Raw genomic sequence first — 25,232 nt, forward strand, 5'->3', positions numbered from 1 at the left:
ATAAGACTTGAATTCATCAGATCAAATCTCCTACAAGTCTTATAAAGCTGGCGGCAACTCCAAAGTAAGCTGACCCAACACACCAGTTCTAAAATCGTTTAACATCTGCCGCGCCGTTCGTTCGACATCTCCTTTATACCTGTCTTTTGCTACTTCGTGCAAATAATCTTCACCATTGCTAGATCCTATATCTAATTTATACCGAGATTTGAAACCAGATACTGATATCAATGTGTCATCAGCCGCCTCCAGCCCGAGGAGCAAATCTACCATAGCTGCGGCTACTACCTGATTGTCGTAAGCTGCTTCGCCAATATCTTCGCAAATAGCTAATTTTATGGCATTTTCTTGATTGTTAATCCGGGTGGGGATAACTCCGGGGGCGTCTAGTAACTCAATTTCGTCAGAAATGCGAATCCATCGGAGCGATTTAGTTACTCCAGCTCTGCGGGCACTGTCTACCACTCTGCGCCCTAACAGGCGATTAATTAAAGCAGATTTGCCGACATTGGGAAAGCCCATCACTACGGCACGGACTGGACGGGGTAGCATTCCTCGATCGAATCTACGCTTATTTAGCTGCACCCCAGCCTCCTGGACAGCATCGGAAACATCGTGTACTCCTTGACCGTGCTCGGCGTTAGTAAAATAGGCAGTTTCCCCCTGAGATTCAAACCAGGTTTCCCACGCATCGAGGGTTCTAGGCGTAATCATGTCCATGCGGTTGATGACCAACACTCGCGCCTTACCGCCCACCCAGGTAGGCATTTGAGGGTGATAAGTCGCTAGTGGAATGCGCGCATCTCGGACTTCTAGCACCACATCTACTCGCTTTAACTGTTCTTTTAATGCCCGTTCAGCTTTGGCAATGTGACCGGGATACCATTGAATTTTCATTAGTTATTAGCTATTAGTTATTAGTCATTAGTTATTAGTCATTAGTCATCAGTCATCAGTCATTAGTCATCAGTTATTAGTCAGAAGTGCGAGCCTCGGAGTTTGCGAGCAGCAGTCATTAGCGATCAGTCATCAGTCATTAGTCAGTTGTTATATTAATTCTGTAGGTCGCTGCACAGAATGGTAAGCCTGAAATCCTTTCCGGTAAAGGATATTCTATGCAGCTTCACAGAAAAATGGTATTAGTGGTCAGTTGTTATTAGTTAGTTGTTATTGGTTGAATGACAACTAACCACTAACAACTGCCAACTGCCAACTGTCAACTGTCAACTGTCAACTGTCAACTGTCAACTAAGGCACAATCAAAACTGCACAAGGAGACAGATTGATCACCCGACTGGTAACGCTATCAGACGCGCCATCGTCAGTTAAACCCATCCCCCGACAGCCCATCACAATCAAATCAGCCCCAACTTCGTCAGCCACATCACAAATCGTGAAAGCAGGTTTGCCTTCTCGTTCGATGATTTCAGCTTCAATTCCCTGCTGGGAAAACATCGACTGGGCCTCAGACAGCAGTTTGGCGACTGCTTCGGGAGAGCTCATCACCTCTGACGGTGGGGCGGCACCCTCCTCGGCGGGGGGTTCGACTACCGACAGAATAATTAAACGAGAAGCATAGGTTTTCACAATATTGACAACCTTTTCCGCGGCTTCGCGGGCTTCTCGGCTTTGATCTACAGGAAATAAGACAGTCTTGAACATAGTTCGCATTTCCCGGACACGGACTCCGATAAAATGTTTACGTTGAGCCAAATCAGTGCCGTTTGTTTCATCTTCCGTTTTTTGTACGGGCGCGGTTGAATGCGCCCGAGGCCCCAAGTGCAAGTGACGAGTGCCGCCATTTCAACGGAATTAGACAAAAACACAAATATTAGGAGGTTAATCCTGTGACAAAAAAAACTGTAGCAAATTTATCGGCATCGGACTTATCGGGCAAACGGGTATTGGTGCGTGCGGACTTTAACGTGCCGCTCGACAACGGCAATATCACCGATGATACTCGCATCCGGGCTGCTCTGCCGACTATTCAGGATTTAGCGTCGAAGGGCGCTAAGGTCATTTTGTGCAGTCACTTCGGGCGTCCCAAGGGTGTGACGGAGAAGTTGCGCTTGACTCCGGTTGCTAAACGGTTGTCGGAATTGTTGGGGAAGGAAGTCAAAAAGACTAATGACTGCATTGGGGATGAAGTAGCTGCTACTGTGGCGGCGATGGCTGATGGCGATGTGGTGTTGCTGGAAAATGTCCGCTTCTACCCTGAAGAAGAAGCAAATGACCCAGAATTTGCCAAGAAGTTAGCTTCTGTTGCTGATTTGTACGTCAATGATGCTTTTGGTACGGCTCACCGGGCTCACGCTTCGACTGAGGGTGTGACTAAGTATCTGAGTCCTTCGGTGGCTGGGTTTTTGATGGAGAAGGAATTGCAATATCTCGGTAGTGCGATCGACAATCCGCAACGTCCCTTAGCTGCTATCATCGGTGGTTCTAAGGTTTCCAGCAAGATTGGAGTCATCGAAAAACTGCTCGAAAAGTGCGACAAATTGCTGCTGGGTGGCGGCATGGTGTTCACGTTCTACAAAGCTCGCGGTTTGAACGTTGGCAAGTCTTTGGTGGAAGATGACAAGCTCGAACTAGCTAAGTCTTTGGAAGCTAAGGCAAAGGAACGGGGAGTTACTTTTCTGTTGCCTACTGATGTGGTAGTTGCTGACAAATTTGCTGCTGACGCCAACACTCAAACTGTCTCCGTTGAAAGCATTCCCGACGGTTGGATGGGTTTGGACATCGGCCCGGATTCTGTGAAAACTTTCCAAGATGCTTTGGCCGATTGCAAAACGGTAATCTGGAACGGGCCGATGGGCGTGTTTGAGATGGAAAAGTTTGCTGCGGGAACTGAAGGAATTGCTCATTCTTTGGCTGGAATTACTAAGACTGGTACTACCACGATTATCGGTGGCGGTGACTCGGTGGCGGCTGTAGAACAGTTGAATCTGGGGCCAGAAATGAGCCACATTTCTACTGGTGGTGGTGCTAGCTTGGAACTGCTAGAAGGTAAGGAATTGCCTGGTGTTGCAGCTTTAGACGAAGCTTAAATCTTCCGATAGAAGGTAGAAGACCGAAGGCAGAATTCAAGATAATTGTCAATTAAAAAAAGTTAATTTTTTAGTTTGCTATGCTATTGAAATTTCTGCCTTCTGCCGGCTTATATGGTCTCCACTAGAACCAGCCTAATACAATTGGTTCGTAGTGAGGACTTTAGTCCGCATCCAAGAAATGACTAAAGTCCTCACAGCCTAATAAAATTGGTTCGTAGTGAGGACTTTAGTCCGCATCCAAGAAAGGACTAAAGTCCTCACTACAAACCTTTTATATTGGAGTTATTGAAGGTCAATAATATTACGTTTACCAGTGCAAGCCTAGCGATCGCAAATTTTGCGAGTATAATTGGTCTGAAGTGGCAGTGAGGTTTGTTTGTGAAATTTAAAATCTTGGCAAGTGTAACGGCAACTCTAGCAGTTTTAGCGCCGTTTTTGCTGGCACCCCCCGTCAAAGCTCAAAATCCCGATCACGTCCAACAGTTGCTAGAAACTAAGGAGTGCGAGGGCTGCGATTTGAGAAATGCTGATTTGTTTAAGGCGAGTTTGTACAGAGCTAATTTAAGAGGAGCTGATTTAAGCGGAGCTAATCTCTACGAAGCTAATTTGCTAGAAGCAGATTTAAGTGGTGCTAATTTGGCAAATACTAACTTGGTTAATGCTGAAATGTATGGTGCCGACTTGGACAGCGCTAATCTGCGAAATGCGGATTTGTCTAATGCTTTTTTGGGGCGGGCCAATCTGACGAGAGCTGATTTGCGCGGTGCTAAGCTTTTTAATACTAATTTGGGCGAAGCTTATTTGCTGCAAGCTAATTTGTCGAATGCAGATTTGCGACGTTCGCTGCTGTTTAGAGTGAATTTGAATCGCGCTAATTTAAGCGGGGCTGATTTGTCTTTTGCTGACGTGCGCGATACTAATTTGCAGAATGCTATTCTGTCAAATACCAGGCTTCCTAGAACTCAATTGACTGGGACAAATATCGATGCGGCGAGGGACGTGCGGCAGGCTGATTTGGAACGTGCAAATTTGCGGGGTACAAATTTGGGGCCGATGGTTTGCGTGACGACGAGTTTTCCTTATTGTGTTTTGAATTTGGAATAATATCAGGTTCTCTCGAACGACGACAATCAGATGGGTTTGTAGTGAGGACTTTAGTCCTCAGATTATGAGGACTAAAGTCCTCACTACAAACCGTTTTTATTGCGGGTAATTAAGGGCTGGTACACCGTAAGTTGAGACAAAAGCTAAGTTTGAGGTGGTTTGTATCCCCTTTCTAGGGCAAATCTCACAAGCTGGGCGCGATTTTCTAACTGTAGTTTGCTGAATATGCTGCCTAAATGAGCTTGGACGGTGCGGGGGCTAATAAACAGTCGATCGCTAATTTGTTTGTTAGTATAACCCTGGATCACCTCCCAAAAAACTCTTTCCTCGGCTGGTGTTAGAGGCAAAGGTGCTGGTGGTGGCAATACTGCGATAACTTTGGGTTCCACCGCCAGGGCGGTAGAAGTTTGCAGCAGTCGGACAATCTCGGCATGAATGCGGTGAGAGCGCTCTAACTGCGCTTTCACCTTAGCCAAGATTTCTTCAGACTGAAAAGGTTTTACCAGATAATCGTCAGCGCCGATCGCATGACCTTCAACTTTTGCCTCTATTTCGCCTTGACCAGACAAAAATATAAACGGCACCAACTGTCCTAAACGTGTAGTACGCAAGCGCCGGCAAAACTCAAACCCGTCCATTTCCGGCATCATTACATCTGAAATCACCAAATCTGGGGGGGCCTTCTCAAAAATCGAGAGCGCCTCAACACCAGAATTAGCGCATTCAACCCGGTATCCTTGGCTTTCAAGGTACATTGATAAGACTGTTTGACAGTCTGTTTCGTCGTCAACTATTAATATTCTTTCCATGACAGCCTTGCACCAATTCCAGTTGACAGTTCTTGAAACTGCGGCTCCCAAATTGACACTCCTGAGCTCAGATGAGCGTGAGGATTCTTAGTTCAACGATCGGACTTAAATTAAGAGCGTTACCGCACCTAACCCAGGGGTCTAATCTCCCTAAGCGTTTACGATCTTGCTAGATCGAAGTTCCGACGTGTCCCGTCGTACCTATCCCGCGATTCAGGATATTAATTGCGGCATTACGATCTCAATCCATCTCGCATCCACATTCACAAACAATGGGTTCGGGTGGATAGAGATTTTTTAACGACTTCCCCACAATTACTGCATTCTTGACTGGTATAAGCAGGGTTCACCGCAATGGTAATCCGACCAAACACTTTTCCAAAATATTCTAAGAACACTCTGAACAGGTACCAAGAAGCATGGCTAATTGATTTGGCTAAGCAGTGATTTTTAACCATGTTGGACACTCTCAAATCTTCATAGACCACTACGTCGTTTGACGTGATTACGCACCTTGCCAATTTGATAGCATGGTCTTTACGCTGTCTACTTATTTTGAGATGTCGCTTACCTAAAATCACTCTAGCTTTCCGGCGATTTGACCCACCTTTTGCCTTCCGGCTTACAAGACGTTGAGCACGTTTTAACCGTATCTCACCTCTATGCAGAAACTTAGGGTTGGAAACCGTGTCGCCATTTGAATCAGCGTAAAACTCTTTCAATCCTACATCTAATCCAACAGTTTTACCTGTCATTGCAACTATTTCTACTCTATCTACTTGAATACAAAATTGAACATAGTAGCCATCTGCACGTTTTACTAGCCTTACCCGTTTAATTTGGTCTGGCTGATATACATTCATGTCTCTTGTACCTTTTAACTTCAGCCTACCTATTCCGCACTTGTCGGTAAAGGTGACTGCTTTTCTATCTTCTGAAAGCTTCCAAGAGTTGGTTTTATACTCAACAGAACGACAGTCTTTTTGGAACTTGGGAAACCCGACTTTTTTACCTTTTACACCATTCTTTATGTTTTCATAGAATCGAGAAATACTAGCCCATGCTCTTTCTGCACTAGCCTGCCTGGCCATCGCGCCTAGCTTGTTGGCAAAGTCAAACTCAGACGCCCAAATCGCACAATACCTAGAAAGATCGAACCAAGACTTGGCTCCACCATCCATCCAAAGCCGAATCGATTTGTTGCGAATGAATTGACAAATTCTAATCGCTTCATCGATTGCCTTGAACTGTCCAGGCTTGCCGTAAGTCTTGAATTCCAGAACGAGCATTATGATTTACTCCTATATTCCTATGATAACAAAGCTGTCATAGGAATGGTTGGTTTTCTCGAAAAATATTGGGAAAGTCCCCCTAGAAGCGGGAGGCTCTAACCCCATTTTTTCGGTAGAGGAATATTTGGAAAAATTTCCTTTTTTTATTCGCCCCTCCCAAAAAAGCTACAACTTTTCAGGAGAGAGAGCGTCAACTTTTCCGCTGAAAATAGAAGCTCTGAAAAACAATTTTATTGTATTATACAGAAATCCTGGTAACACTTAGACTATTCCTAGACCTGACATGGTAAGGTTTTTAGATTTTTCGGCTTCGGAGACAGGTACAAAAGGTATAACACGAGCAGGTGCTACTGCTGGGGGCTGAGCGAACAAACGCTGGTTGGCAACTAACATACTTTCAACGATCGCTGCCGGTTCCGGACGGCTGAACAGATACCCCTGCATGATATCGCATTGGTGCTGTTTCAAGAAAGCTAGTTCTGCTTCTGTTTCTACTCCTTCTGCAATTACTGTCATATTTAAGCTGTGACCCAGCAAAATTACTGCTGTGGTAATAGCAGCATTTTGAGCGTCTTCGCTGGCATTTCGCACGAAAATGCGATCGATCTTTAAGCTGTCAAAAGCAAATTGCTTGAGATATCCTAAAGTAGCATAACCGGTGCCGAAGTCGTCAATGGCAATCCGAATTCCGAGAGCTTTAAGTTCGTTTAAAGTTGCGCCTGCGACTGTCGCATTTTCTACCAGGGCGCTTTCGGTCATTTCTAATTCTAAATTAGCAGGCTCCAAGCCTGTAGTTTCTAATATTTGCACGATTCGGGCCTTGAGTTCCGGGTCGGATAACTGCCGGGCCGACAAATTTACTGATATCGTAAAAGGCGAGAACCCCGCCGCCAGCCAACTCGCCGCTTGAGCGCAAGCTGAAAGCAGTACCCACTCGCCAATCTGAATAATTAAACCTGTTTCTTCGGCTAAGGGAATAAATTCAGCGGGAGAAATTATACCTCGATCGGGATTTTGCCAGCGCACCAAAGCTTCAGCGCCGATAACTTGTCCGGTAGCAATATTCACCTGGGGCTGATAGTATACTTGAAACTCACCTTGTGCTAAAGCGTGGCGCAGCAGAGCTTCTAGAGCCAACTTTTCAGGGGAGAGGACACAAACCTTTGTAGAGTCGTTAGCTAAATCTTTGAGTCTGGCTTCTGCTTGGTGAAGCGCAACTGTCAGGGGTTGGGTAATAGTTTGCCGTTTCGAGACGCGAGAAGCGATCGCCCCTAACAATTCAGCCTTAGTAAATGGCTTTGTTAGGTAATCGTCAGCCCCTAATTCCATCCCCCGACGAAAATCGGTTTTGGCACTTTGAGCCGTGAGAAAAATAAATGGAATTGTGGCAGCCAGCGAGTTTTGTCGCAGAGTCCGCAACACGTCATAACCGTCGAGTTCCGGCATCTGTACGTCGCACAAAATTAAGTCGGGGATCTCCGAAAGTGCCATCTGCACCCCAAATCGACCATTTTCTGCCACGATAACTCGGTAGCTGTGAGATTCCAGGAGTTGCACAAGAGTCTCCCGGATTAATTCGTCGTCTTCAATGACCAAAATTTTGAGCATGATACTTAGATAACAGATGGCACTATATATCAGAACCTGACTAACTCTAGCATACTCAAACTTGACAGTAACTGATTAGGCCAATTAGCTAATAAATTTTTAGCCAAATGGCTCAAGATTTTCCCTCGGTTCTTAAGTGACAATCAAAGAATTGGCAAAATTCGCAATAGTTTCGATCGCTTTCAAGGGCAGAAAACTGTGGCGCCAAACTATTTTAATAAATTTTAATAAAAAATATTATTGTTTCTCATAAAAAATGCCGCCAACACTTTCACTACTGCGCGGATAGCGGCAAGTTTTATATAATATCGGGTCAATTCGCTTTAAAAAGTGTTCGATGGTTCTGGCTTCATTCCTGGGATAGATGCGGACTAAAGTCCGAACGATCAAACCTGCTTCATTCCTGGGATAGATGCGGACTAAAGTCCGAACGATCAAACCTGGGATAGATGCGGACTAAAGTCCGAACGATCAAACCTATTTTATTGTGTCGTTCGATGAGACATCATAGGATGCACTGCCTTAATTGACCGGTTTAGTGGAATTAGCGCAAAACTTGTCATCTACAATTACAGAATTGATACTGACAGCTTGCATTGATGATGACGGAATTATGAGGTCTCGCGGAACTACAAGTGTCTTTTTGCAAACCAACTCGCTGCTGCCTACAGAGGCAAAGTTCCAAGCATAAAATTCGGGATTGCTGACTGTCGCACTGGCAGAAGATAAACCTAATGCAGTCATTAATACTAATCCCAAAGTTACTAAAGCTACGATCGCAAATCTCAGCATATTCTTTGTTTGAACCGGAAAATTTACCCGCTCGGGATTACCTTATTATTGCTCGATCGCCCTCAAGGCGTCAATAGCTATGAGTCGATTGCAGATTTACTCGTCCAGATGAGTCAGCGAACTTCAACGGGAGTCTCTAATTTTTGAGCGCGACAGAAGTCGGGGACTGAGATCCGTTTTGAGATGGGAGTTATTTCGTTTCCAGATTTAACTCGTAGGCGATCGGCTCTGATGACTGAGAAACTACCACGAATTCATAAAAACCAGCATCATCGAGAGTGCCAGACCAACTCACCTCCTCTGCATCTTCTAGTAAAGCCTTGGCTTTGTTGGTGCGCCCAGGAGAATAAATTGATAGCAGAGTTGATTTGCGAGGAGCTTGCAAATTTACGCTCAAAATCTGATTTTGGGCGAACCTGGCAATGTAAGCTTTGCCTTCTCCGGGCTTGAGATTTCCTTGAAGGGTTTTGTTGTTCGCGCGGCGGTCAAATTCGACGCTTTCAAGAGTTGCTCCTGCTTGCAAAGAGGCGAGGGTGTCGGCGGTAATTGCTTGCCAAATTTGTCCGATCGGCAAACCGATGATATTTTTATTCCGTGGGTGCTGTGGAAACCAATAAAAGAACTTGGCATCAGCCAAATCGTACAGCGCTCGACTGCTCAAATTGAGCTTGTTAACCTCGGTTTTGACGCGATCGAGATCTGCAATCTCGTAACTGCCCAACCGCGCTCTAGCATCGCTGCTGAGATTTTCGAGCTTGTCGAGCAATTCGTCGCCGATTTTCTGCCACCTTTCGCGCCATTGGCGATCGTCGTCGCCTTCTTTTAAGAGTCGCCCGTTTAATTCTGGGTATTTGGCATAGAAATTCTCATCTACAAGGTTGACGTAACCGCTGTAGAATCGATCGTCAATTTTAAGCCGAGAGTAGCGATCGCGCAAAGCATCCTCTTGCTGCTGCTTCGGGCCTGGAGTCACGGGAATCTTCTGCACTTTTGATTGCAGGTTTAACACGTAATTGCCCGCAAACCAGCCAACTCCGCCCATACTTGAAAGCACTGCCACTACGAACAAAAACATTTTCCAAGCAGGCATCTTTTGCTGATTGCCGATCGTAGCCAGTCGCACCGGAGTTCCCGGCAGTTTGGGGACGGGTGCTGGCACAGGAATGGGTGCGGTGAGAGGTGTTGTGTAATCCGGTGGTGGCTGCGTGAGTCCCAAATCTGGCTGTGGCTGCGGCTGTGGCTGTAGGATCCCATTGCCGGAAAGAGCGAGCAAAACCTCGCGAGCCGAGGAGTAACGCTGGTTCGGCTGCTGAGCGAGCATTTTATCCAGCACCAGGGACAAATTCGGAGATAGAGAACAGTGCGATCGCCAGTTCCAATTCAGCGTCTGACTGTCGAGCAATTCATGGGGTTCCTTCCCTGTCAGCAACACCAAAACCGTCGCCGCCAGAGCGTACAAATCGCTGTGGGGAGACACAATGCCCATTTGCATCTGTTCGACGGGAGCATAGCCGAGTTTGCCGATGCGAGTTGCGGGGGTGGGAGTGGGAGTGGCGTTAGCTTCTGTTTCAGCAAATAGAGATTCTACGGTGGCGGCGATTTGTTTGACTCCGCCGAAGTCAATGAGCACGGGCATTCCGTCAGACAAGCGCAGAATTAGGTTGTCGGGGGAGATGTCGCGGTGAATCACTCCCAAGGAGTGAATGTATTCAAGGACTGGCAAAATCTGAACCAGCAGTTGATTGATTTCTGCTTCGATGAACCGCAAACCCTGACGCTTCCTGGCATCCAGCAGGAAGCGGTAATTTTGACCGGGTACGTAGTCTTGGACGAGAAATAGGTAGCCTCGATCGACTATACTGACGCGAAACATTTCGCGGAAGCGCGGAATTTGATTGTGTTGCAGCTTGTAGAGCACTCCGGCTTCGCGCTCGAAGAGTTCCTCGGATTTTTGTAAGGCGTAACTTCCTTGTACTTGGGGCGCAAATTCTTTTAAAACGCAGGGTTCGTTAAATCGGTGGGCATCTTCAGCGAGGTAGGTGCGCCCGAAGCCTCCGTGTCCCAATTCGCGGACGATGCGGTAGTGGTTGTGGAGAGTTATGCCGGGGTAGATGGGATTGTTCATTGGAACTTGCGTCGGATTGTTACGCTTGACTGAGATTGGGAGTTTGGGTCGATCGCGCTAATTAATCGCGAGATTAATCTTGACACAAGTTTGTCTGTGTTGATTGGTCGATCGCCCACTTGGTTATCTTCTGTCGTTATTGTCAGACAAGCAATTTCCTGGTAGACACTTTTTTGAACTATTTGTGCGATCGCACTCAAATACACGGGACAATCAACCGTGTTTTTGGAAAAAGGCGATCGCTAAATTGTATCGGGATCGATATTTAATTCTCGCAGTTTTGCGGCCAGGCGATCGGCTCTTTGAGCCTCTTCTCCGGCTCGTTGGGCCTCTGCATCTGCTCTTTGGGCCTCTGCATCTGCCCGTCGAATCTCCATTTCTGCAACCTCTTCAGGAGTGGGAACCAATTCACCGGCTGCTGTAAAGAAACGCAATTGTCCGCTACAAATGCCCAAACTCAAATCAAGCTGTTGACTCCGCAGATAGCCGAATTCATTCGGTACAATTAGTTGATATTCTCCATCTACCAAATGAAACCCAGCTAATTCTAAAGTTTCTGGATCGAACCAAAAGTAATCATGGGTTCGGAAAGTATCTTGATAGAGTTGTTTTTTAAAGTTTTTATCTACGTTCGCGGTTTTCGGTGACAGGATTTCAAGAATGACATTCGGGTACTTTCCATCTTCATCCCAAACTACCCAACTTTTACGAGTTTTGCGCTCAGTGCCGAGTACCACAAAAAAGTCTGGGCCTCGGAAGTCTTTTGATTTAAGTTGCTTGGGGCTATAGTAAATACTGAGGTTGCCAGCAGCATAGAAGTCATTTCTATCTCGCCACAACCATTCTAGACATTTAAACAGCAGCATTATTTGTCGGAGATGCAATTCTGTTTCCACTTGAGGTTCATCACTATATAAATCGACTGGAGGAACGATAACATTTTTTGCTATCTCTTGTTCTAATAGTTCTTCTTCAGAGAGCTCTTGTTCTGGTATTTCTTGGGGAGTAACTAATTCTGCGGTTGCGGACATGGCTGCTTGGGGAGGAGTAAGAGGTGATGTGTGTATTTTAGCAAGATTTTCAGATCGATACTCTCATATTAAATAAAAAAAGGTACGTAGTTGCGCTTCAGCGCTCTTTAAAATATCAATAATGGCGATCGAACCCCAAACCCTTAGAGAACTGACGAAACTGTCGTATTAAATAAAAAAAGGTACGTAGTTGCGCTTCAGCGCTCTTTAAAATATCAATGAAAAAGCGAAGATAGCACAACTACAGCCTGAGAGAACTGACGCAACTGTCAGATTAAATAAAAAAAGGTACGTAGTTGCGCTTCAGCGCTCTTTAAAATATCAATAAAAAGCGAAGATATTACAATTACAGCCTGAGAGAACTTACGCAAATGTCAGATTAAATAAAAAAGGTACGTAGTTGCGCTTCAGCGCTCTTTCACAATATCAAGAAAGAGCGCTCAAGCGCAACTACGTACCAAGAAGTCACCCCCAATAATAGTACAAGTTACGTAAGTCTTGTATTAGTCTTTAAATATTAGAAATCACCGTATTATTTGCCATCAGCTTCTCTGAGGGCTGCCAGAATTTCCGGTCGTTTCATGCGCGCGTAGCCCCGCACTTTTCGGTCTTTGCCGATCGCCTTCAAGCGTCTCAGCGAAAGAGTATCGTAGTCTTCCTCGTCTTCCTGCTGCTGCTGGGGCGGAAACGGCAACTCCAACTGCAACTGCGGTAGCTGAGGTTTCTGCTGAGCCTTCGACTGCTTCTTAGCCTCCGTTTTTGGCTGGGCCTTCGACTGCTTTTTCGGCGGTGTCTCGGGCTGTATTTCTGAGTGCGTCGCAGCGACTCCCAGTTGGCTGCGGAGCGTGGCAATTTGATTTTTTAGGTCATTTTCTACGTCTGCGATCGTGTCAGCCACAAACTGATTAATTATTTGGACGGTGCGATCTAATTTGATTGACAGCAATTTTTCCAGTTCATCCAACTGTCTCAGGGCACCTTCAAGATTTATCTCCGAAATAACCGCCGATTTCGGAGAACTATTGCTGCCAGATTGTTCAATTTTTTTAGCCAATTTATCTACCTTTTCATGAAATGTTTTTTCAACTTGTTCTAGCAGATGCTTAATCTGTGTTATTTCATCGCGATCGAAGTTCTGCTCGGCTAGAGCTTTTACTTGTTTTTTTAGCAGGTCTTCATTCTTTTTAACAGATTGTTCTATTTGTTTTGTTAGAGTCTCTACCTTTTTTTGAAATGATAGGTCAAATTGTTGCAGTAAAGTCTCAAGTTGTGCAGTTTTTTGAGTCGGCTGCGGAGCCAAATGTTCCATTTCTGCTTGAGCCGCAACTACCTCCTCGTCGGTCATTTCAAAAACCCAAGCCCACATTTGCTCAAGGCCGAGTTCTTTCGCAACAATACACCAATCTGAACCGCAGACAACTTCGTATTCTTCTTCGTTGCTGTAAGCTTCAGTAGGACGTACAATTAAAGGAATTAAGTTGCTGCCTTGCTCGATGAGACTCCTCCTGAGAGCTTCGCGACGTTCGCGAGGGATTTCCCCACCCTGAGTCTCTGGTACCGCAATTTGGGAAGTGTAAATTTGACTGTGACTAATTGGCTTAATCCGCAAATATTCTACTATTCGGTTTTGATCTTGCGATCGATCCATCTTCTTACAAGTCCCCTTTTGTCATTAAAATCAGGTGTTTGGGTAATTATATATATTTGCACTTTACAGCCTGGGTTTTAAGTGCAACAGAACTAACCCAAGGACTCTAATGATAGGGTGCGAGACAAACACCTTACTCAGACTTTGGTTAGTTAAAGGATTTGTTGGCCTGAGTCTCTCAATCTGGGAGAGATATCAGTGGCGTGCTGTACCTGTACGGCTGGCTGTGGGGTGACAGCCCGGGCGATCGTGCAACGAGTGCTTCGCTAATACCAATTTAATGTGAAGTTGCATATATCTCGATCCCCCTAAATCCCCCTGATTGTTGGGGGACTTTAAGAAGAATCTTGTCCCCCCCTTATTAAGGGGGGTTAGGGGGGATCAGATTCTACGGGGCCTCATAAAAAATTGGTATAACGGCAAAACTGACTGCAATTCCTACAAAAAATCGACTGTGATGAGTTTAACTGGCTGGGGGACACAAATTATACACTGCTTCACTCATCTTTACTTTTTTTGGCGATCGGGCGATCGCAATTGTGAATGATAAGTATTTTTACCCTAGTCAATTACCTTTCATAAAACCAGTTTCAACTCTTGTGGGGCGTTGCTCCGAGCATCACCCCCAAAAATGCTATTGAGACGACTGACAGCCGCTCAGTATTTTTGCCAGCAATCAATAAGTTTAATCATTGTTTTGTCGGTTAACCCTTTAATACGTTCCACCACATTGGCAAATGAGACAAATGGCCGCACATCTCGCTCCTTGAGTATGAGTTGTATAACAGGAGCCTTCAGCAGCTTAGTATCTTCTAAATTCGCTTTCAGTTGAGCTGGATTTTGAGTATTCAGTGCTGCCAACAGCGACATTGGTTGAGAAGTTACCTGTTCAACTTTTGGTACCGCATCTACCAAACTGGGCTTTGACGATGCAGGCTCTGATTTCAACTCATTAATTCTGCTAGCCAACTGCGCTTCAATTAACAGAGGTAATTGTTGTGAAATTAGATTTTCAACCTCTTGTATTCTCTCCGCTAACAACTCTTTTTCGCGGGCGTGCTCAGCTTTCAATTCATTAATTTGAATTTCTAACCGGGCTTCAAGATTTGTCAGCCGCTGCTCTAAACTAGATGAAGCTTCTAGAGTTTCAATTTCAACTGAAGCCTCAGTTATCAATGACTCTTTGGGAATTTCAATTTCACCTAGATTCTCAGTGATTGCGGTTTTTCTGAGGATTTCCAGTTGTTCCAGGAGAAGTGCTTCATTTTCCGGTTCCAGGATGAATGCTCCGATTGTCTCGCCCTTGAGAGGTTCAATTTCCCTGGCTCTCGCCGCAGCGTAGTATTCAAAGTCTCCGTCTACTATTTCGTAGGCATCCATGCTGGTACGGCGGACAATTATCGGATTAATCAAGCCTCCTGAATCTAAAATGAGTCTAGCTAATTTATCCAAATCGCGATCGGCAAAATTGGAACGGGGAACTGCGGAAGTAATTCTTTTCACTGCAACCAGTGACGGAGATAATTTTTTCATAAGTTTTTACTTACCTATTTTTACCAAAACTTCTTCGGCTAGCATTTCAAATTCTTGGGATGAAGTGCAATCCGGTTTAAAATCTAGCACCGAAATCGGATCGGCGATTTCCATATTGCCCACGATTTTAAATAGTTCTGCACACTTTGCTAAATCTTCTCTCTCATAAATTACGCTGTCCATGATTTCCAGTCCGTAGCGTTTGGGAATTGCCTCCCTCCGCTTGGGCAAACTGTACTGTACAAATTTAAGATTAGGTGAGATTTTACAAGGGAGGATGCCTAAAATTTCTAAAGGTTTTTTGCCAATTTGTTTTTTGAAGCCATTGACTTTTTTGATAAAATCCTTGACATTAATCAATCCTTGATTGGCAAAAGGTTTCAAGTCAGAAGGAATAATTAAATAATCCGCAGCAATCAGGGCAACTCTGGCGAAAAAATTCAAAGATGGCGGCGTATCAATCAGTACAATATCGTACTTATCTTCTACTTCCGCTAGTTTTTGAATTAAAATCATGCGACTGTAATCTAGTTGATTGAGTTCCGTTTCATAGTACATTAAATCGATGTGGGAAGGAACTACATCGATTTTAGGATTGCAAAAATTAGACTCGCGGGCTACTTCGGCGATAGAGTAAAAATCCTCTGATTGCAAAACTTGAAGAATATTGCAATCTTTCAAATCATCTTGTTCTTCATCTTCAAATTTAACCAAACCAGTTGCAAAGGTTGTATTTGCCTGACTGTCTAAGTCGATGACTAGGACTCTTTTACCTTCCTTGCTCATTGCTGCTGCTAAATTGACTACAGTTGTAGTTTTGCCGACGCCGCCTTTGTTGTGGTAAACTGCTATTATTTTCATATTGTTTGGTATGGTTTGTGACACGCTCAAATCTGATTTAATTTCAATATTAACTGATAAAGGTTCAGCTATTTTTTCAATTGCTAATATTTGATTCTGCTCGGGTTCTGGGGTGGGAGGATTGTTTGATTCTACAGGAATTTCGCTAATCAAGTCAGGAATAACTAAATTAATTTGACTATCTTCTTCTTCTTCTACTTCGAGATTATCAAGATTTTCACTAATAGAGTCAGGAATAACTAAATTAATTTGACTATCTTCTTCTTCTACTTCGAGATTATCAGGATTTTTGCTAATAGAGTCAGGACTAACTAAATTAAGTTTACTATCTTCCAGTTCCAGATTGTCTTGATTTTTTACAAAATTTAAACTATCTCTGCCTATTAAAGCTATAATTTCATCAAATCTACTTTCAAGGTCTTGTCCGGCACACTGAAAAACTAGCTGAATATCATTGCTGACTCTTGTATAAATTCTAAGTTCTTTACCGTTAGTTATGAGTCCGTAGCGAATACTTAAACTTGTTAAGTAACGCTTGAGTTTCCGAAGATGGCGGTCTAAATTTTCCTTGGGATGTTTTGCTTCCATGACTAAACTCATGGGCGAGTCTGCATCGAGAACTCTGGGGATAACTTGGGTGGCAAAGGAAAGAAAGTCTAGGCGAATATTCCCAAAGGCGATTTCTTGGTGCCAAGTGTCGGGAGTATAGCCGAGTTTTGGCAACAAATAACTGACAATGAGTTTGCTTTCTACTTCGCTTTCGTTGCGACAGTTATTGGGATTGAAAGCCATTAGATTTTAGATTTTAGATTTTAGTCGTAGGGTGTGTCGCCGCAGAAAATCACAAACAAATATCGACAATCTTATTAGGTACGTTGTTGCGCTTCAGCGCTCTTTAATATCTTAAGAGAGCGCTGAAGCGCAACTACGTACCTTATGATTGAGAAAACCCGGTTTGTTTAACAAAACCGGGTTTTTCGGAGATTTATCGCGTTTCAAACTTATTTGGTTTGAGCGTTGAATTCATCTAATGTTAGATAGCCACCAGCGGGGTTGTACAGGTGACAGTTGTCGGCAATCCGCTTCATTAAAGACCAAGAAAATTTGGTTTCATAGAGATGGGGTTGCCAGTTTTCTTTCAAGCTGCTGTGGGCTAGACGCAAGTTGTACCAGGGTATAGCAGTTGAAAGATGGTGGGGAACGTGCACGTTAATGTCGTGGCATAGAAACTCAACCCAGCGGGGATAGTCGCAGTGAACTGTTCCTGAGAGTTGTGCTTGGGCTTCGTTCCATTCTTTGGGTTCTTTAAATGAAATGTCTGGCGCTGTGTGGTGAACAATGGTGAAAGTGCTCATCCAGAAGTGGTAAACCATCCAAGGCATCAACCAAAATTTGATGAATCCCCAAATGCCTGTTGTAGCAATTAAAGTCGGAAATACGATCGCAGCACCGATCAAAACCACAAAAACCGAAAACCGCACTTGTTCGCGTTGTTGACCTTCTTTGAAGCGCCACCACATAAAGTGTACTTTTGCCCAGTGGGCGATCGAGCCAACCCACCACAGCGGGCCGAAGATTAAACTATAAGCTATTTGTAATGCTTTGGGCGCGGCAGCGTAGCTTTCTGCTGTCATCGGTTGCCAAGCATTATCTTCACCAATTTTGTTGGTGTGCTTGTGGTGGTAATTGTGTCCGTGACGCCATGCGTGAAACGGAAAAATTAACGGCAGAAATGCGAGATGTCCGACTAAATCGTTTACCCAGCGGCGGTTGGCAAATGACCGGTGTCCGCAGTCGTGGCCGATCACAAAAAAACCGGTTAATCCGGTACCTGTGAAAATCCACATTAGGGGCAGTAAATACCAAGGTGATACTGCTAGGCCAAAATAACCAACAGCAACTAGAAGAACGTTGACGATGACTTTTGTCCAAGCTTTGCGGCGGTTTTTGACAAACACTTCGCGCGGCAGGGTTTTGAGAATATCTTTGAGGCGCAGGTTGGAGGTGTCCGTTGCGGATGTCAAATTTAGTGGTTTTTCGATCGATGCTGTCATAAATTGATTTCGATTCTCCGTGTGCCATCTGGATGGCTTAACAAAATTATCGCAGTAAAATATCACCTCGCTACCGACAATTAGCAGACGAGTTGAGCAGTAGGCAAGCACGTTTTGGCAAATGCTAGCGATCGCTAGCCGCAGATTAAATGGCTAGCGCTTTTGGTTAAAAAACTGCGGTTAACAAAACTTTACTTTTTATACCACAGGGGCGGCACAATTAGCACGAGTTGCCGTTAATTGCCGTTGCCCACAGCAGAAGTTTTGCCGATCGCAACTTGAGAACAAGCAACAGAGCGCTGCTGTTTGAGGGTTTGGACTTGCAGCAGCAAGGAGTCGATTTCTGCTTGCAGGTGCAGAAACTTAACTTGCTGATCGGCTTGGTAGGGACACTTCACCGAATCAAGTTTGCGGGCAAAACCCGTCGATAGCGGAGCCGAACTAGCGATTTCGGGATTGCTAGCCGTGACTTGAGGCCGAGAAAGAGTGGATGAATTATTTGACATTAGTAATTGAGTAGACATATCTACACATTCACACCATTAAGTTACTTTAACCTGAACCGATCGTATCAAACATTAAATTAACCGATCGAGCTAAAATTAGTGTAAATTCTTTGCCAAAGCCTAGAAACCATTGACATCGTGACCCTGATTCTACCTGCTACTGACTCTGCTGCTAACTCCGCTGCCCGCGCAGCCTCGCCGAAACTTCACGGTTGGCCGGGCTTGATCGAAGCTTATCGCCCCTACCTGCCTGTGACGGAAACCACGCCGGTAGTGACGCTTCAAGAGGGCAATACTCCCCTGATTCCAGCACCGGCGATCGCCTCTCTCATCGGTAGAGACGTGCGCGTTTTGGTGAAATACGACGGTCTCAACCCCACTGGTAGTTTCAAAGACCGGGGGATGACAATGGCGATTTCCAAGGCAAAGGAAGCCGGCGCCAAAGCTGTAATTTGCGCCAGTACCGGCAATACTTCGGCAGCGGCGGCAGCCTACGCCAGGCGCGGGGGAATGCGGGCTTTTGTGTTGATTCCCGAAGGTTACGTGGCTTTGGGCAAGTTGGCCCAAGCTTTGCTTTACGGTGCGGAAGTGATTTCAATTGTCGGTAATTTCGATCGGGCTTTAGAAATAGTCCGCTCTATGGCAGAAAATTATCCCGTAACTTTGGTCAACTCCGTCAACCCTTACCGCTTGGAAGGCCAAAAAACCGGCGCGTTTGAAGTGGTGGACGCCTTGGGCGATGCCCCCGACTGGCTGTGCATTCCCGTGGGAAATGCGGGAAACATTACTGCATACTGGATGGGTTTTTGTCAATACCATCAAGTGAATAAATGTTCGCGCCTGCCGCGAATGATGGGATTCCAAGCAGCCGGAGCAGCACCGTTGGTAATGGGTGCACCAGTGTCGCACCCAGAAACTTTGGCGACAGCAATTCGGATCGGCAACCCTGCTAGCTGGAAACAGGCGATCGCAGCCTCCGAAGCCAGCCGCGGCAGTTTTTCTGCTGTCACCGACGAAGAAATTCTCGACGCTTACCGCTTGTTAGCATCAGAGGAAGGGATTTTCTGCGAACCTGCAAGTGCGGCTTCTGTAGCCGGTTTGCTGAAGGTAAAAGACCAAGTTCCGACGGGAGCAACAGTAGTTTGCGTGCTCACCGGTAACGGTTTAAAAGACCCAGATACGGCAATTAATCACAGCAAGAACAACTTTAAACAAGGGATTGCTCCGAGTTTGGATGCAGTAGCTGGCGCGATGGGATTTTAAGCAGAAGGAAGAAGGAAAGGACACGGATTTGGACACGGATGAATTTAACTGAGTTTTATTTCAGGAGATATGAATACTCTCTGTTCTCTTATGTGTCTTTTCTTCTTCAGTCAAGCGGATGTTCTTGAGGGGAGCCAAATCCGTTACCGAACTTCCTTCGGCTATAATAGGATTATCTGTCAAACAGTTTTGAGAAAAAGTTATGTTACTAACGAAACCTCGTGCCGATCGAGTTGTTCTATATAATATCAGTTGGCAACAATTTGAGAACTTGCTCGCGGATCTCGGTGAAAGCCGTGCTGCTAGATTCGCCTATGACAATGGAACTTTAGAAATTATGACACCCTTACCCGAACATGAATACTACAAAGAAACGATCGGCATTTCCATTCAAGATATAGCTGAAGTGTTGGAACAAGACTACGAAAGTTTAGGCTCAACCACTTGGAAACGAGAAATCCAAAAAGCTGGGGTAGAACCAGACAATTGTTTCTACTTCCAGAATGAGTCAAAAATTCGCGGCCAACTCCAGTTTAATTTGGAACAAGATCCACCACCGGATTTGGCTTTAGAAATAGACGTAACGAGTAAATCTCTCAGTCGTTTTCCCATTTATGCTCGGTTGGGTGTTCCTGAAATTTGGTGTTACGATTCGGGTGAACTGAAAATCTACCAACGGTCGGGGAAAGAATATATTGAGGTACAAACTAGCTCAATTTTTCCAACTCTTCCGATACAAGAAATACCGGAATTAATCGAGCAAAATCGTAATTCTGGGCGGATTTCTTTGCGTAAAGCCGTGCGAGCATGGGCGAGAGAAAAATCGGGAGAACTCTAAGATATTTTTCAATCAAATTTAGACTAATATCACGAGCTGATAAAACTTCTTAGTATACCCATTAGCTTAGCTACATTATTCAGGAAATATTCATTAGGATCGATTTCAACTACAGAATCAAATAATTTCATAAATTTCCAGTTTGTTCCAGTCGTTACAGCACCATAAATCATTTCATTATTACTTTGACGTTGATTAACTAGAACAACTTTAAATAGGGAATTGCTCCGAGTTTGGATGCGGTAGCTGGCGCGATGGGATTTTAAGGAGTTATATCCCAATACGGTTGACTTAACGCTTTTTGACGAATTTACGATCGCGATTTTATAGCCAATACAGGCATTTTCCCCACATCAGATTGTTCTTAAGTCAACTGTATTGAGTTATATCCAGATTCCTCGGCGGTTGAAACCGCTTCTACACAAATGAAGTCCGCCTTCGCGGACTAAGAAATAAGACAGGCAAGATGCCTGTTCCACTCTTAGTTAAAATCTCTTGTGGGGTGGGCATCTTGCCCGCCCCTAAACGTAAGGTTGAACGGAGTGAAACCTAACTTACTAAGTACAATAGTCCGGACAGTTTTGAATCACTCACGGCATCATGCGGGTTTGGCCTCCTCAGTGAGGTCAAATCCTAACGGTAGAATGCGGGTTTGGGCTTCCGTCTCAAAAACTGTCCGGAGTATTGTAAGTAGGTAAACCTAATTAAATAGAAGTTGAGTAAGTTCGTTTATGAAAAATTTGCTAGGAGACAGCGATCAAAGTATCAAATCATTCTCTATAAATCTTGTACTTTCCAGGCTCTAAGTCCAGCATAGCTAAATCCCAAGTGAAATTTCACTGCCTTATTCTCATCTCGACCCCTTATATACCCTTCTCGGCTCGGAACAAAAAAAGCCTCAAGGCCAGAAGCCATCTCAACTTTACCTGCTTTACCACTTTTAATTTCTGAAATTCGCCCATGTACTAATGTTAATAGAGAAACATTTTTATAAAAGTCAGCATTTGTATCTTTTTCACCTAAACGTTGGTGATAAACTAACCTTTTCATTCCAGCTTCATTTTCATTACCATACCACTCAAAGCTGAAATTATGATTTCTTAGTAATTGAGATTTAGAAAAACTTTCTTGGATTAGCTCTTTAGCATTATTACTTGCTAAAGTAGAACCATCTAATGCTTTTATAACATACAAAACATATAAATAGTATGTGGCATCAAGAGCATCAGTATTTGCTCTCCAATAAGTTAATTTCTCAATAGCAGAGTCAATATTCTGTTTGAAAGAACGACGTGCTGCTTGGAACCACAGGCGGATGTTTTTATCACTTTCTGGTTCTTGAAGAATATTTTGCTCTAATAATTCTAAGACTCTCTCAATTTCATTTGGTTTTAATTCATCCCATGAGCCTGAGCGTTTGGCTACATAGGCTCTTACCAGTTGGCGACGAACAGGAGGATGATAGACATCTTTATTATCTAAAAGACTATTCCAGCGTTGAATAACTTGATTATAATCTTGATACAGCTTGGCTAAATTTGCTTGACACTGTACTACAAATTTATCTGGCTTTTCACCTTCACGTAATCGACCAACATTTTCTAGCAATTCTTCTGCCAAATCTAAAAGTTCAAGATACCAAGCAGATGATTTACTGGCTAAAAATTCTTCAATAGATTTTTTGATAGATTTTTCTATTGATACAGAGTAGCCAAACTCAATAACCCGAATTAGCAATTGAATATGCGAAATATATCCTGGTTCATTATTTGTATCGATCTTCCTTGTTTTACTAAACTGTTCACCCGCCTCAATTACCAATTTACGGATTTCTTTTAATTCATCTGGAGGGTAGCTATTCTGTTTTAAACGTTGATTCATTAAGTCGTACAACTTTGAGCGCAGACACATCCCCTTCATATGGTAAAGAAGGTGATCTGTTGGAGATAAATTAATTGCCTCTTCCACAGCTTCTAGAGCTTCTTTGTATTGTTTTAATTCAATACTATAGAAACGCGCTAAATGCCCCCAAAAATGGGCTTCATTAGGAAAATTTTCAACTAAGGATTTAAAAACTTGTAAACGACCTTCTATGCTTGGAATATTCTCAATTAATTGAGAATATTTTTTGGAACGACCATTAGTCAATGATATTTGATTAACCATTACTTTCTTCCTTACCCATTAATTCTTGGTTATCTTTAAGAACAAATAGATGAGTTAATACATCTATTACTTCATTGGTAGGTATGCGGTTGTTTTGGCTACATAGATTTATAAAATTCAAAGCCCACGCAGACAAATTTTGCGACCAATTCCTTCTTTCAGCAGAACCACTTGATAATACCTGCTCTACAATTTCAACCGCAATAAGTTGGTGTATAGGACGCCAATTGGTAGAGCGTTCGCATATTAATAAATCCAAGAGTGGCCTTGCAAGTCTTTTTTCAAGCCAGATCGTTTTGTTACTCATACTCTTTTGATTTTTGTCCTCAAGAAGAGAGACAAATAACTGAGAAGATAAGCATCTTTGTGAATAATAGTATGTAAGTGCTATATAAACTATTATTTCTTTTTGAATTTCCAAAACCTCTTTAGCCTCTAGCCTGGTTTTGACATAATCATATAAGTTAATAAATTTATCTTCGTAACTTACTAATCCAAAATAAAATGGTGTTTTAATATTTGAGTTTTCATCCGACCTAATTTTGTCTAACTCCGAACGCTTATTAGGAAATTTTCCAGAATATTTTTCTATAAATCGCAAGCATTCATATTCTGTGAGAGTGGAGTTCAGAGAGTGACTACGTAATTCTTGATTTTTAGATTTTGAAGGTTGATAAAATCTCCTTTGTACTATCACAAAAACAACGGGTAATGACTCATTTCTCACGAAATTATAGAGCCGTTCTATATCATCTAGATAAATTTGGGATGCTTCTACAATAACTAATATTGATTGTTCTGTTTTGTCGTATATTTGCCGTAGACGATTGTAAGTTTCTTCTACAGAAGAATGACGGTTGCTAGCTCCTTTAGTACGAATCCTATCCAACAAAACAGTTGGATAAGTTTCATGTATATCCCAAGCTACACGCCGCGCTACTGTCGTACCTCCGGCACCCGGCTCATGATAAAAGCTGATGCGAGTAGCAGAGCGAGAGTTTAAATCTTTTCGTATCTGTTGAATCAAACCTTTTGTAATATCTCTTTCAACATCACGGCTGAGGTTTAAATCAAACCAAGAAACCGTCATTCCACGATAAAAATCATGCTCAGGAATTTGAATCTCATTTTCTGGTTTTCCACAGTTTAAATGAACAATTTCAAAGTCCTCTTGAATCCAGAGAAAGTCATTTACTGACAAAACTGCTGGCCCTCCATTTAGTGATGGCAACCAGATCTGTTGGCTATCAATATTTACCTGAGAATGAGGAGTTTTTTTACGTAAACCCTCTAAAAATTGAGGTAAGGTAATAGGGATAATATCTGCATTAAAAGACTCTCCGAAAGATTCAACTACAGAAGAGATTGAAAATGAATTGTTAGTAGCAAATACAAAATTAGCCGTATCTCCAAAAGCACTGTCAATAGATTCACATAATGTTCGGATATAGCTAGGCTCATCCCAAATACTTACTACAGTAATTGGCCGATCAGAACAAGCTTTGTAAAAGTCTATTAATAATTGCCTTAAATACGTTGAATATTTTCTATTCCATTCCCGCCAATTATCATCTACAAATGTTTTTTGAAATCCCGATAAACCTCTTGCTGCAAAGCAATAAGTGGCAGATTCAGGTGCAAATGTTTGTCTATCTCCTAGTTTTACCAAGTGTATAGATCTTCGTAAACCCAATTCATCTTTGACAGCAGCTACAACTCCATCAGATTCAGTATTAGGATTAAAATCAATAATTAATGACCAGTTAACTTTACCTAAAAGAGTTAATAGCTCTTTAGGAGTATTGAATTGAGGAGGAGTTATAAGTATAAATAAACGACCTTTATCATCAAAGTTATGACAAGCTAATAGAAGTTTATCCCAATGGTTAGTTTCTATTTCATGAAACCATCTAGTAATTCGATTTTCTTCATCTTGGTCAGCCTGTTGATTAATTGATCCTAAACGATGATATATCTTACCTTTTTCCAGTATATTTCCTCCAAAATTTTTGACTATACGAATTGGGTTAACTCCTTTGACAATAAAAATTTCTATAATTCCAAATTTATTACCTTGTTGGTCGGTATGAGTATAGTAAAGAAACTTGGGTTTAGGATCTACTTTGTCTTTTACTAAATTTTGAAATATTTCATCATCAATAATCTGAGTAATTCCATATTCATACTTTAAAGATGTATCACCGTGTTTATATCTGCGTGCTTTGCCATCTACCTCTTCGACACCCATGACAATATATGCACTGCTTTGGCGAACTGTATTAGCTAAACTAATAATATCTTTAATACACTTCGCTTTGTTTATTTTTTGACTATCTTCGCTATTCTTATTGCCATGCAAGCAATATTGATCCCTTTTGTAGTCAATTATAAACCCTTCATGCTTCAATAATAGCTGGTTAAAATCATCATCATTTGAGATCGATGCTTCAGACATTGACTCTCCTACTTGGTTAAAAATGATATTTACTTACAGTCAAGTATAGCACAAATTTTGAGGAATGTAAATAATTTATACATGAGTTACGATCGCG

19 protein-coding genes and 1 pseudogene are annotated in these 25,232 nt (G+C 43.1%); 4 read left to right on the plus strand and 16 right to left on the minus strand.

Going from position 1 to position 25,232, the window contains the following annotated elements; translation table 11 throughout:
- Positions 1-39: 39 nt before the first annotated feature.
- Positions 40-897, minus strand: coding sequence for a ribosome biogenesis GTPase YlqF (gene ylqF, locus QZ918_RS03295; RefSeq protein ID WP_293331015.1), 858 nt, complete (start codon positions 895-897; stop codon positions 40-42).
- Positions 898-1,248: 351 nt separating this feature from the next.
- The gene (locus QZ918_RS03300) at positions 1,249-1,662 is read right to left on the minus strand and encodes a universal stress protein (protein WP_293149304.1); all 414 of its coding nucleotides are present in this window, start codon (positions 1,660-1,662) and stop codon (positions 1,249-1,251) included.
- Positions 1,663-1,847: 185 nt separating this feature from the next.
- Here QZ918_RS03300 and QZ918_RS03305 point away from each other — a divergent pair, with 185 nt between their 5' ends.
- Positions 1,848-3,047 (plus strand): phosphoglycerate kinase, encoded by a 1,200-nt coding sequence (locus QZ918_RS03305; protein WP_293149303.1) that lies wholly within the window; start codon positions 1,848-1,850, stop codon positions 3,045-3,047.
- A gap of 381 nt (positions 3,048-3,428) precedes the next feature.
- Complete coding sequence (locus tag QZ918_RS03310; protein ID WP_293331018.1) at positions 3,429-4,154, plus strand: pentapeptide repeat-containing protein; 726 nt, start codon at positions 3,429-3,431, stop codon at positions 4,152-4,154.
- 143 nt (positions 4,155-4,297) lie between these two features.
- Here the strand turns inward: QZ918_RS03310 and QZ918_RS03315 are convergent, their stop codons facing one another.
- From QZ918_RS03315 to QZ918_RS03370, 12 genes and pseudogenes are all read right to left on the minus strand, one after another.
- The gene (locus tag QZ918_RS03315) at positions 4,298-5,014 is read right to left on the minus strand and encodes a response regulator (protein ID WP_524538452.1); all 717 of its coding nucleotides are present in this window, start codon (positions 5,012-5,014) and stop codon (positions 4,298-4,300) included.
- Between the two features lie 118 nt (positions 5,015-5,132).
- Positions 5,133-6,252: pseudogene (locus QZ918_RS03320) on the minus strand (transposase).
- A 264-nt stretch (positions 6,253-6,516) separates the two neighbouring features.
- Positions 6,517-7,863 (minus strand): EAL domain-containing response regulator, encoded by a 1,347-nt coding sequence (locus QZ918_RS03325; RefSeq protein ID WP_293149300.1) that lies wholly within the window; start codon positions 7,861-7,863, stop codon positions 6,517-6,519.
- Between the two features lie 237 nt (positions 7,864-8,100).
- Complete coding sequence (locus QZ918_RS03330; protein WP_293331021.1) at positions 8,101-8,301, minus strand: hypothetical protein; 201 nt, start codon at positions 8,299-8,301, stop codon at positions 8,101-8,103.
- Between the two features lie 84 nt (positions 8,302-8,385).
- Entirely contained in the window at positions 8,386-8,655 is a 270-nt protein-coding gene (locus QZ918_RS03335; protein WP_293149298.1) for a hypothetical protein, read from the minus strand.
- Positions 8,656-8,845: 190 nt separating this feature from the next.
- Positions 8,846-10,780, minus strand: a complete 1,935-nt coding sequence (locus tag QZ918_RS03340; protein WP_293331024.1) for a serine/threonine-protein kinase — start codon at positions 10,778-10,780, stop codon at positions 8,846-8,848.
- Positions 10,781-11,022: 242 nt separating this feature from the next.
- On the minus strand, positions 11,023-11,811 hold the full coding sequence (locus QZ918_RS03345) for a Uma2 family endonuclease (protein ID WP_293149296.1): 789 nt from the start codon (positions 11,809-11,811) through the stop codon (positions 11,023-11,025).
- A 532-nt stretch (positions 11,812-12,343) separates the two neighbouring features.
- On the minus strand, positions 12,344-13,459 hold the full coding sequence (locus QZ918_RS03350; protein WP_293331027.1) for a ParB N-terminal domain-containing protein: 1,116 nt from the start codon (positions 13,457-13,459) through the stop codon (positions 12,344-12,346).
- A gap of 657 nt (positions 13,460-14,116) precedes the next feature.
- Positions 14,117-14,992: a ParB N-terminal domain-containing protein gene (locus QZ918_RS03355; RefSeq protein WP_293331030.1), complete on the minus strand. Its 876-nt coding sequence runs from the start codon at positions 14,990-14,992 to the stop codon at positions 14,117-14,119.
- Between the two features lie 6 nt (positions 14,993-14,998).
- Positions 14,999-16,645 (minus strand): AAA family ATPase, encoded by a 1,647-nt coding sequence (locus QZ918_RS03360; RefSeq protein ID WP_293331033.1) that lies wholly within the window; start codon positions 16,643-16,645, stop codon positions 14,999-15,001.
- A gap of 209 nt (positions 16,646-16,854) precedes the next feature.
- Positions 16,855-17,907, minus strand: coding sequence for a fatty acid desaturase (locus tag QZ918_RS03365; protein ID WP_293331036.1), 1,053 nt, complete (start codon positions 17,905-17,907; stop codon positions 16,855-16,857).
- Between the two features lie 236 nt (positions 17,908-18,143).
- Positions 18,144-18,431 carry a hypothetical protein gene (locus QZ918_RS03370; RefSeq protein WP_293149291.1) on the minus strand — a complete coding sequence of 96 codons (288 nt, stop codon included), beginning with the start codon at positions 18,429-18,431 and terminating at the stop codon, positions 18,144-18,146.
- Positions 18,432-18,551: 120 nt separating this feature from the next.
- Here QZ918_RS03370 and thrC point away from each other — a divergent pair, with 120 nt between their 5' ends.
- The gene (gene thrC / locus QZ918_RS03375) at positions 18,552-19,676 is read left to right on the plus strand and encodes a threonine synthase (RefSeq protein WP_527250383.1); all 1,125 of its coding nucleotides are present in this window, start codon (positions 18,552-18,554) and stop codon (positions 19,674-19,676) included.
- 202 nt (positions 19,677-19,878) lie between these two features.
- Positions 19,879-20,514, plus strand: a complete 636-nt coding sequence (locus QZ918_RS03380; RefSeq protein ID WP_293331039.1) for a Uma2 family endonuclease — start codon at positions 19,879-19,881, stop codon at positions 20,512-20,514.
- Positions 20,515-21,291: 777 nt separating this feature from the next.
- Here the strand turns inward: QZ918_RS03380 and QZ918_RS03385 are convergent.
- Together QZ918_RS03385 and QZ918_RS03390 are read right to left on the minus strand one after the other, a co-directional pair.
- Positions 21,292-22,680 carry a tetratricopeptide repeat protein gene (locus tag QZ918_RS03385; protein ID WP_293331042.1) on the minus strand — a complete coding sequence of 463 codons (1,389 nt, stop codon included), beginning with the start codon at positions 22,678-22,680 and terminating at the stop codon, positions 21,292-21,294.
- On the minus strand, positions 22,673-25,135 hold the full coding sequence (locus QZ918_RS03390; protein ID WP_293331045.1) for an ATP-binding protein: 2,463 nt from the start codon (positions 25,133-25,135) through the stop codon (positions 22,673-22,675). The genes QZ918_RS03385 and QZ918_RS03390 overlap by 8 nt, the downstream gene beginning before the upstream one ends.
- Between the last annotated feature and the right edge of the window lie 97 nt (positions 25,136-25,232).

This window comes from Microcoleus sp. CAWBG58 (genome assembly GCF_020883045.1).
In the GTDB taxonomy this organism is placed as follows: Bacteria; Cyanobacteriota; Cyanobacteriia; order Cyanobacteriales; family Microcoleaceae; genus Microcoleus.

What these genes read in the sequence shown, in the direction of transcription:
- QZ918_RS03380 (WP_293331039.1), top strand. Translation starts at nt 19,879, where the DNA reads ATGTTACTAACGAAACCTCGTGCCGATCGAGTTGTTCTATATAATATC.
- QZ918_RS03360 (WP_293331033.1), bottom strand. Translation starts at nt 16,645, where the DNA reads ATGGCTTTCAATCCCAATAACTGTCGCAACGAAAGCGAAGTAGAAAGC.
- QZ918_RS03355 (WP_293331030.1), bottom strand. Translation starts at nt 14,992, where the DNA reads ATGAAAAAATTATCTCCGTCACTGGTTGCAGTGAAAAGAATTACTTCC.
- QZ918_RS03350 (WP_293331027.1), bottom strand. Translation starts at nt 13,459, where the DNA reads ATGGATCGATCGCAAGATCAAAACCGAATAGTAGAATATTTGCGGATT.
- QZ918_RS03340 (WP_293331024.1), bottom strand. Translation starts at nt 10,780, where the DNA reads ATGAACAATCCCATCTACCCCGGCATAACTCTCCACAACCACTACCGC.
- QZ918_RS03300 (WP_293149304.1), bottom strand. Translation starts at nt 1,662, where the DNA reads ATGTTCAAGACTGTCTTATTTCCTGTAGATCAAAGCCGAGAAGCCCGC.
- QZ918_RS03370 (WP_293149291.1), bottom strand. Translation starts at nt 18,431, where the DNA reads ATGTCTACTCAATTACTAATGTCAAATAATTCATCCACTCTTTCTCGG.
- QZ918_RS03345 (WP_293149296.1), bottom strand. Translation starts at nt 11,811, where the DNA reads ATGTCCGCAACCGCAGAATTAGTTACTCCCCAAGAAATACCAGAACAA.
- QZ918_RS03335 (WP_293149298.1), bottom strand. Translation starts at nt 8,655, where the DNA reads ATGCTGAGATTTGCGATCGTAGCTTTAGTAACTTTGGGATTAGTATTA.
- ylqF (WP_293331015.1), bottom strand. Translation starts at nt 897, where the DNA reads ATGAAAATTCAATGGTATCCCGGTCACATTGCCAAAGCTGAACGGGCA.
- QZ918_RS03385 (WP_293331042.1), bottom strand. Translation starts at nt 22,680, where the DNA reads ATGGTTAATCAAATATCATTGACTAATGGTCGTTCCAAAAAATATTCT.
- QZ918_RS03365 (WP_293331036.1), bottom strand. Translation starts at nt 17,907, where the DNA reads ATGACAGCATCGATCGAAAAACCACTAAATTTGACATCCGCAACGGAC.
- QZ918_RS03325 (WP_293149300.1), bottom strand. Translation starts at nt 7,863, where the DNA reads ATGCTCAAAATTTTGGTCATTGAAGACGACGAATTAATCCGGGAGACT.
- QZ918_RS03390 (WP_293331045.1), bottom strand. Translation starts at nt 25,135, where the DNA reads ATGTCTGAAGCATCGATCTCAAATGATGATGATTTTAACCAGCTATTA.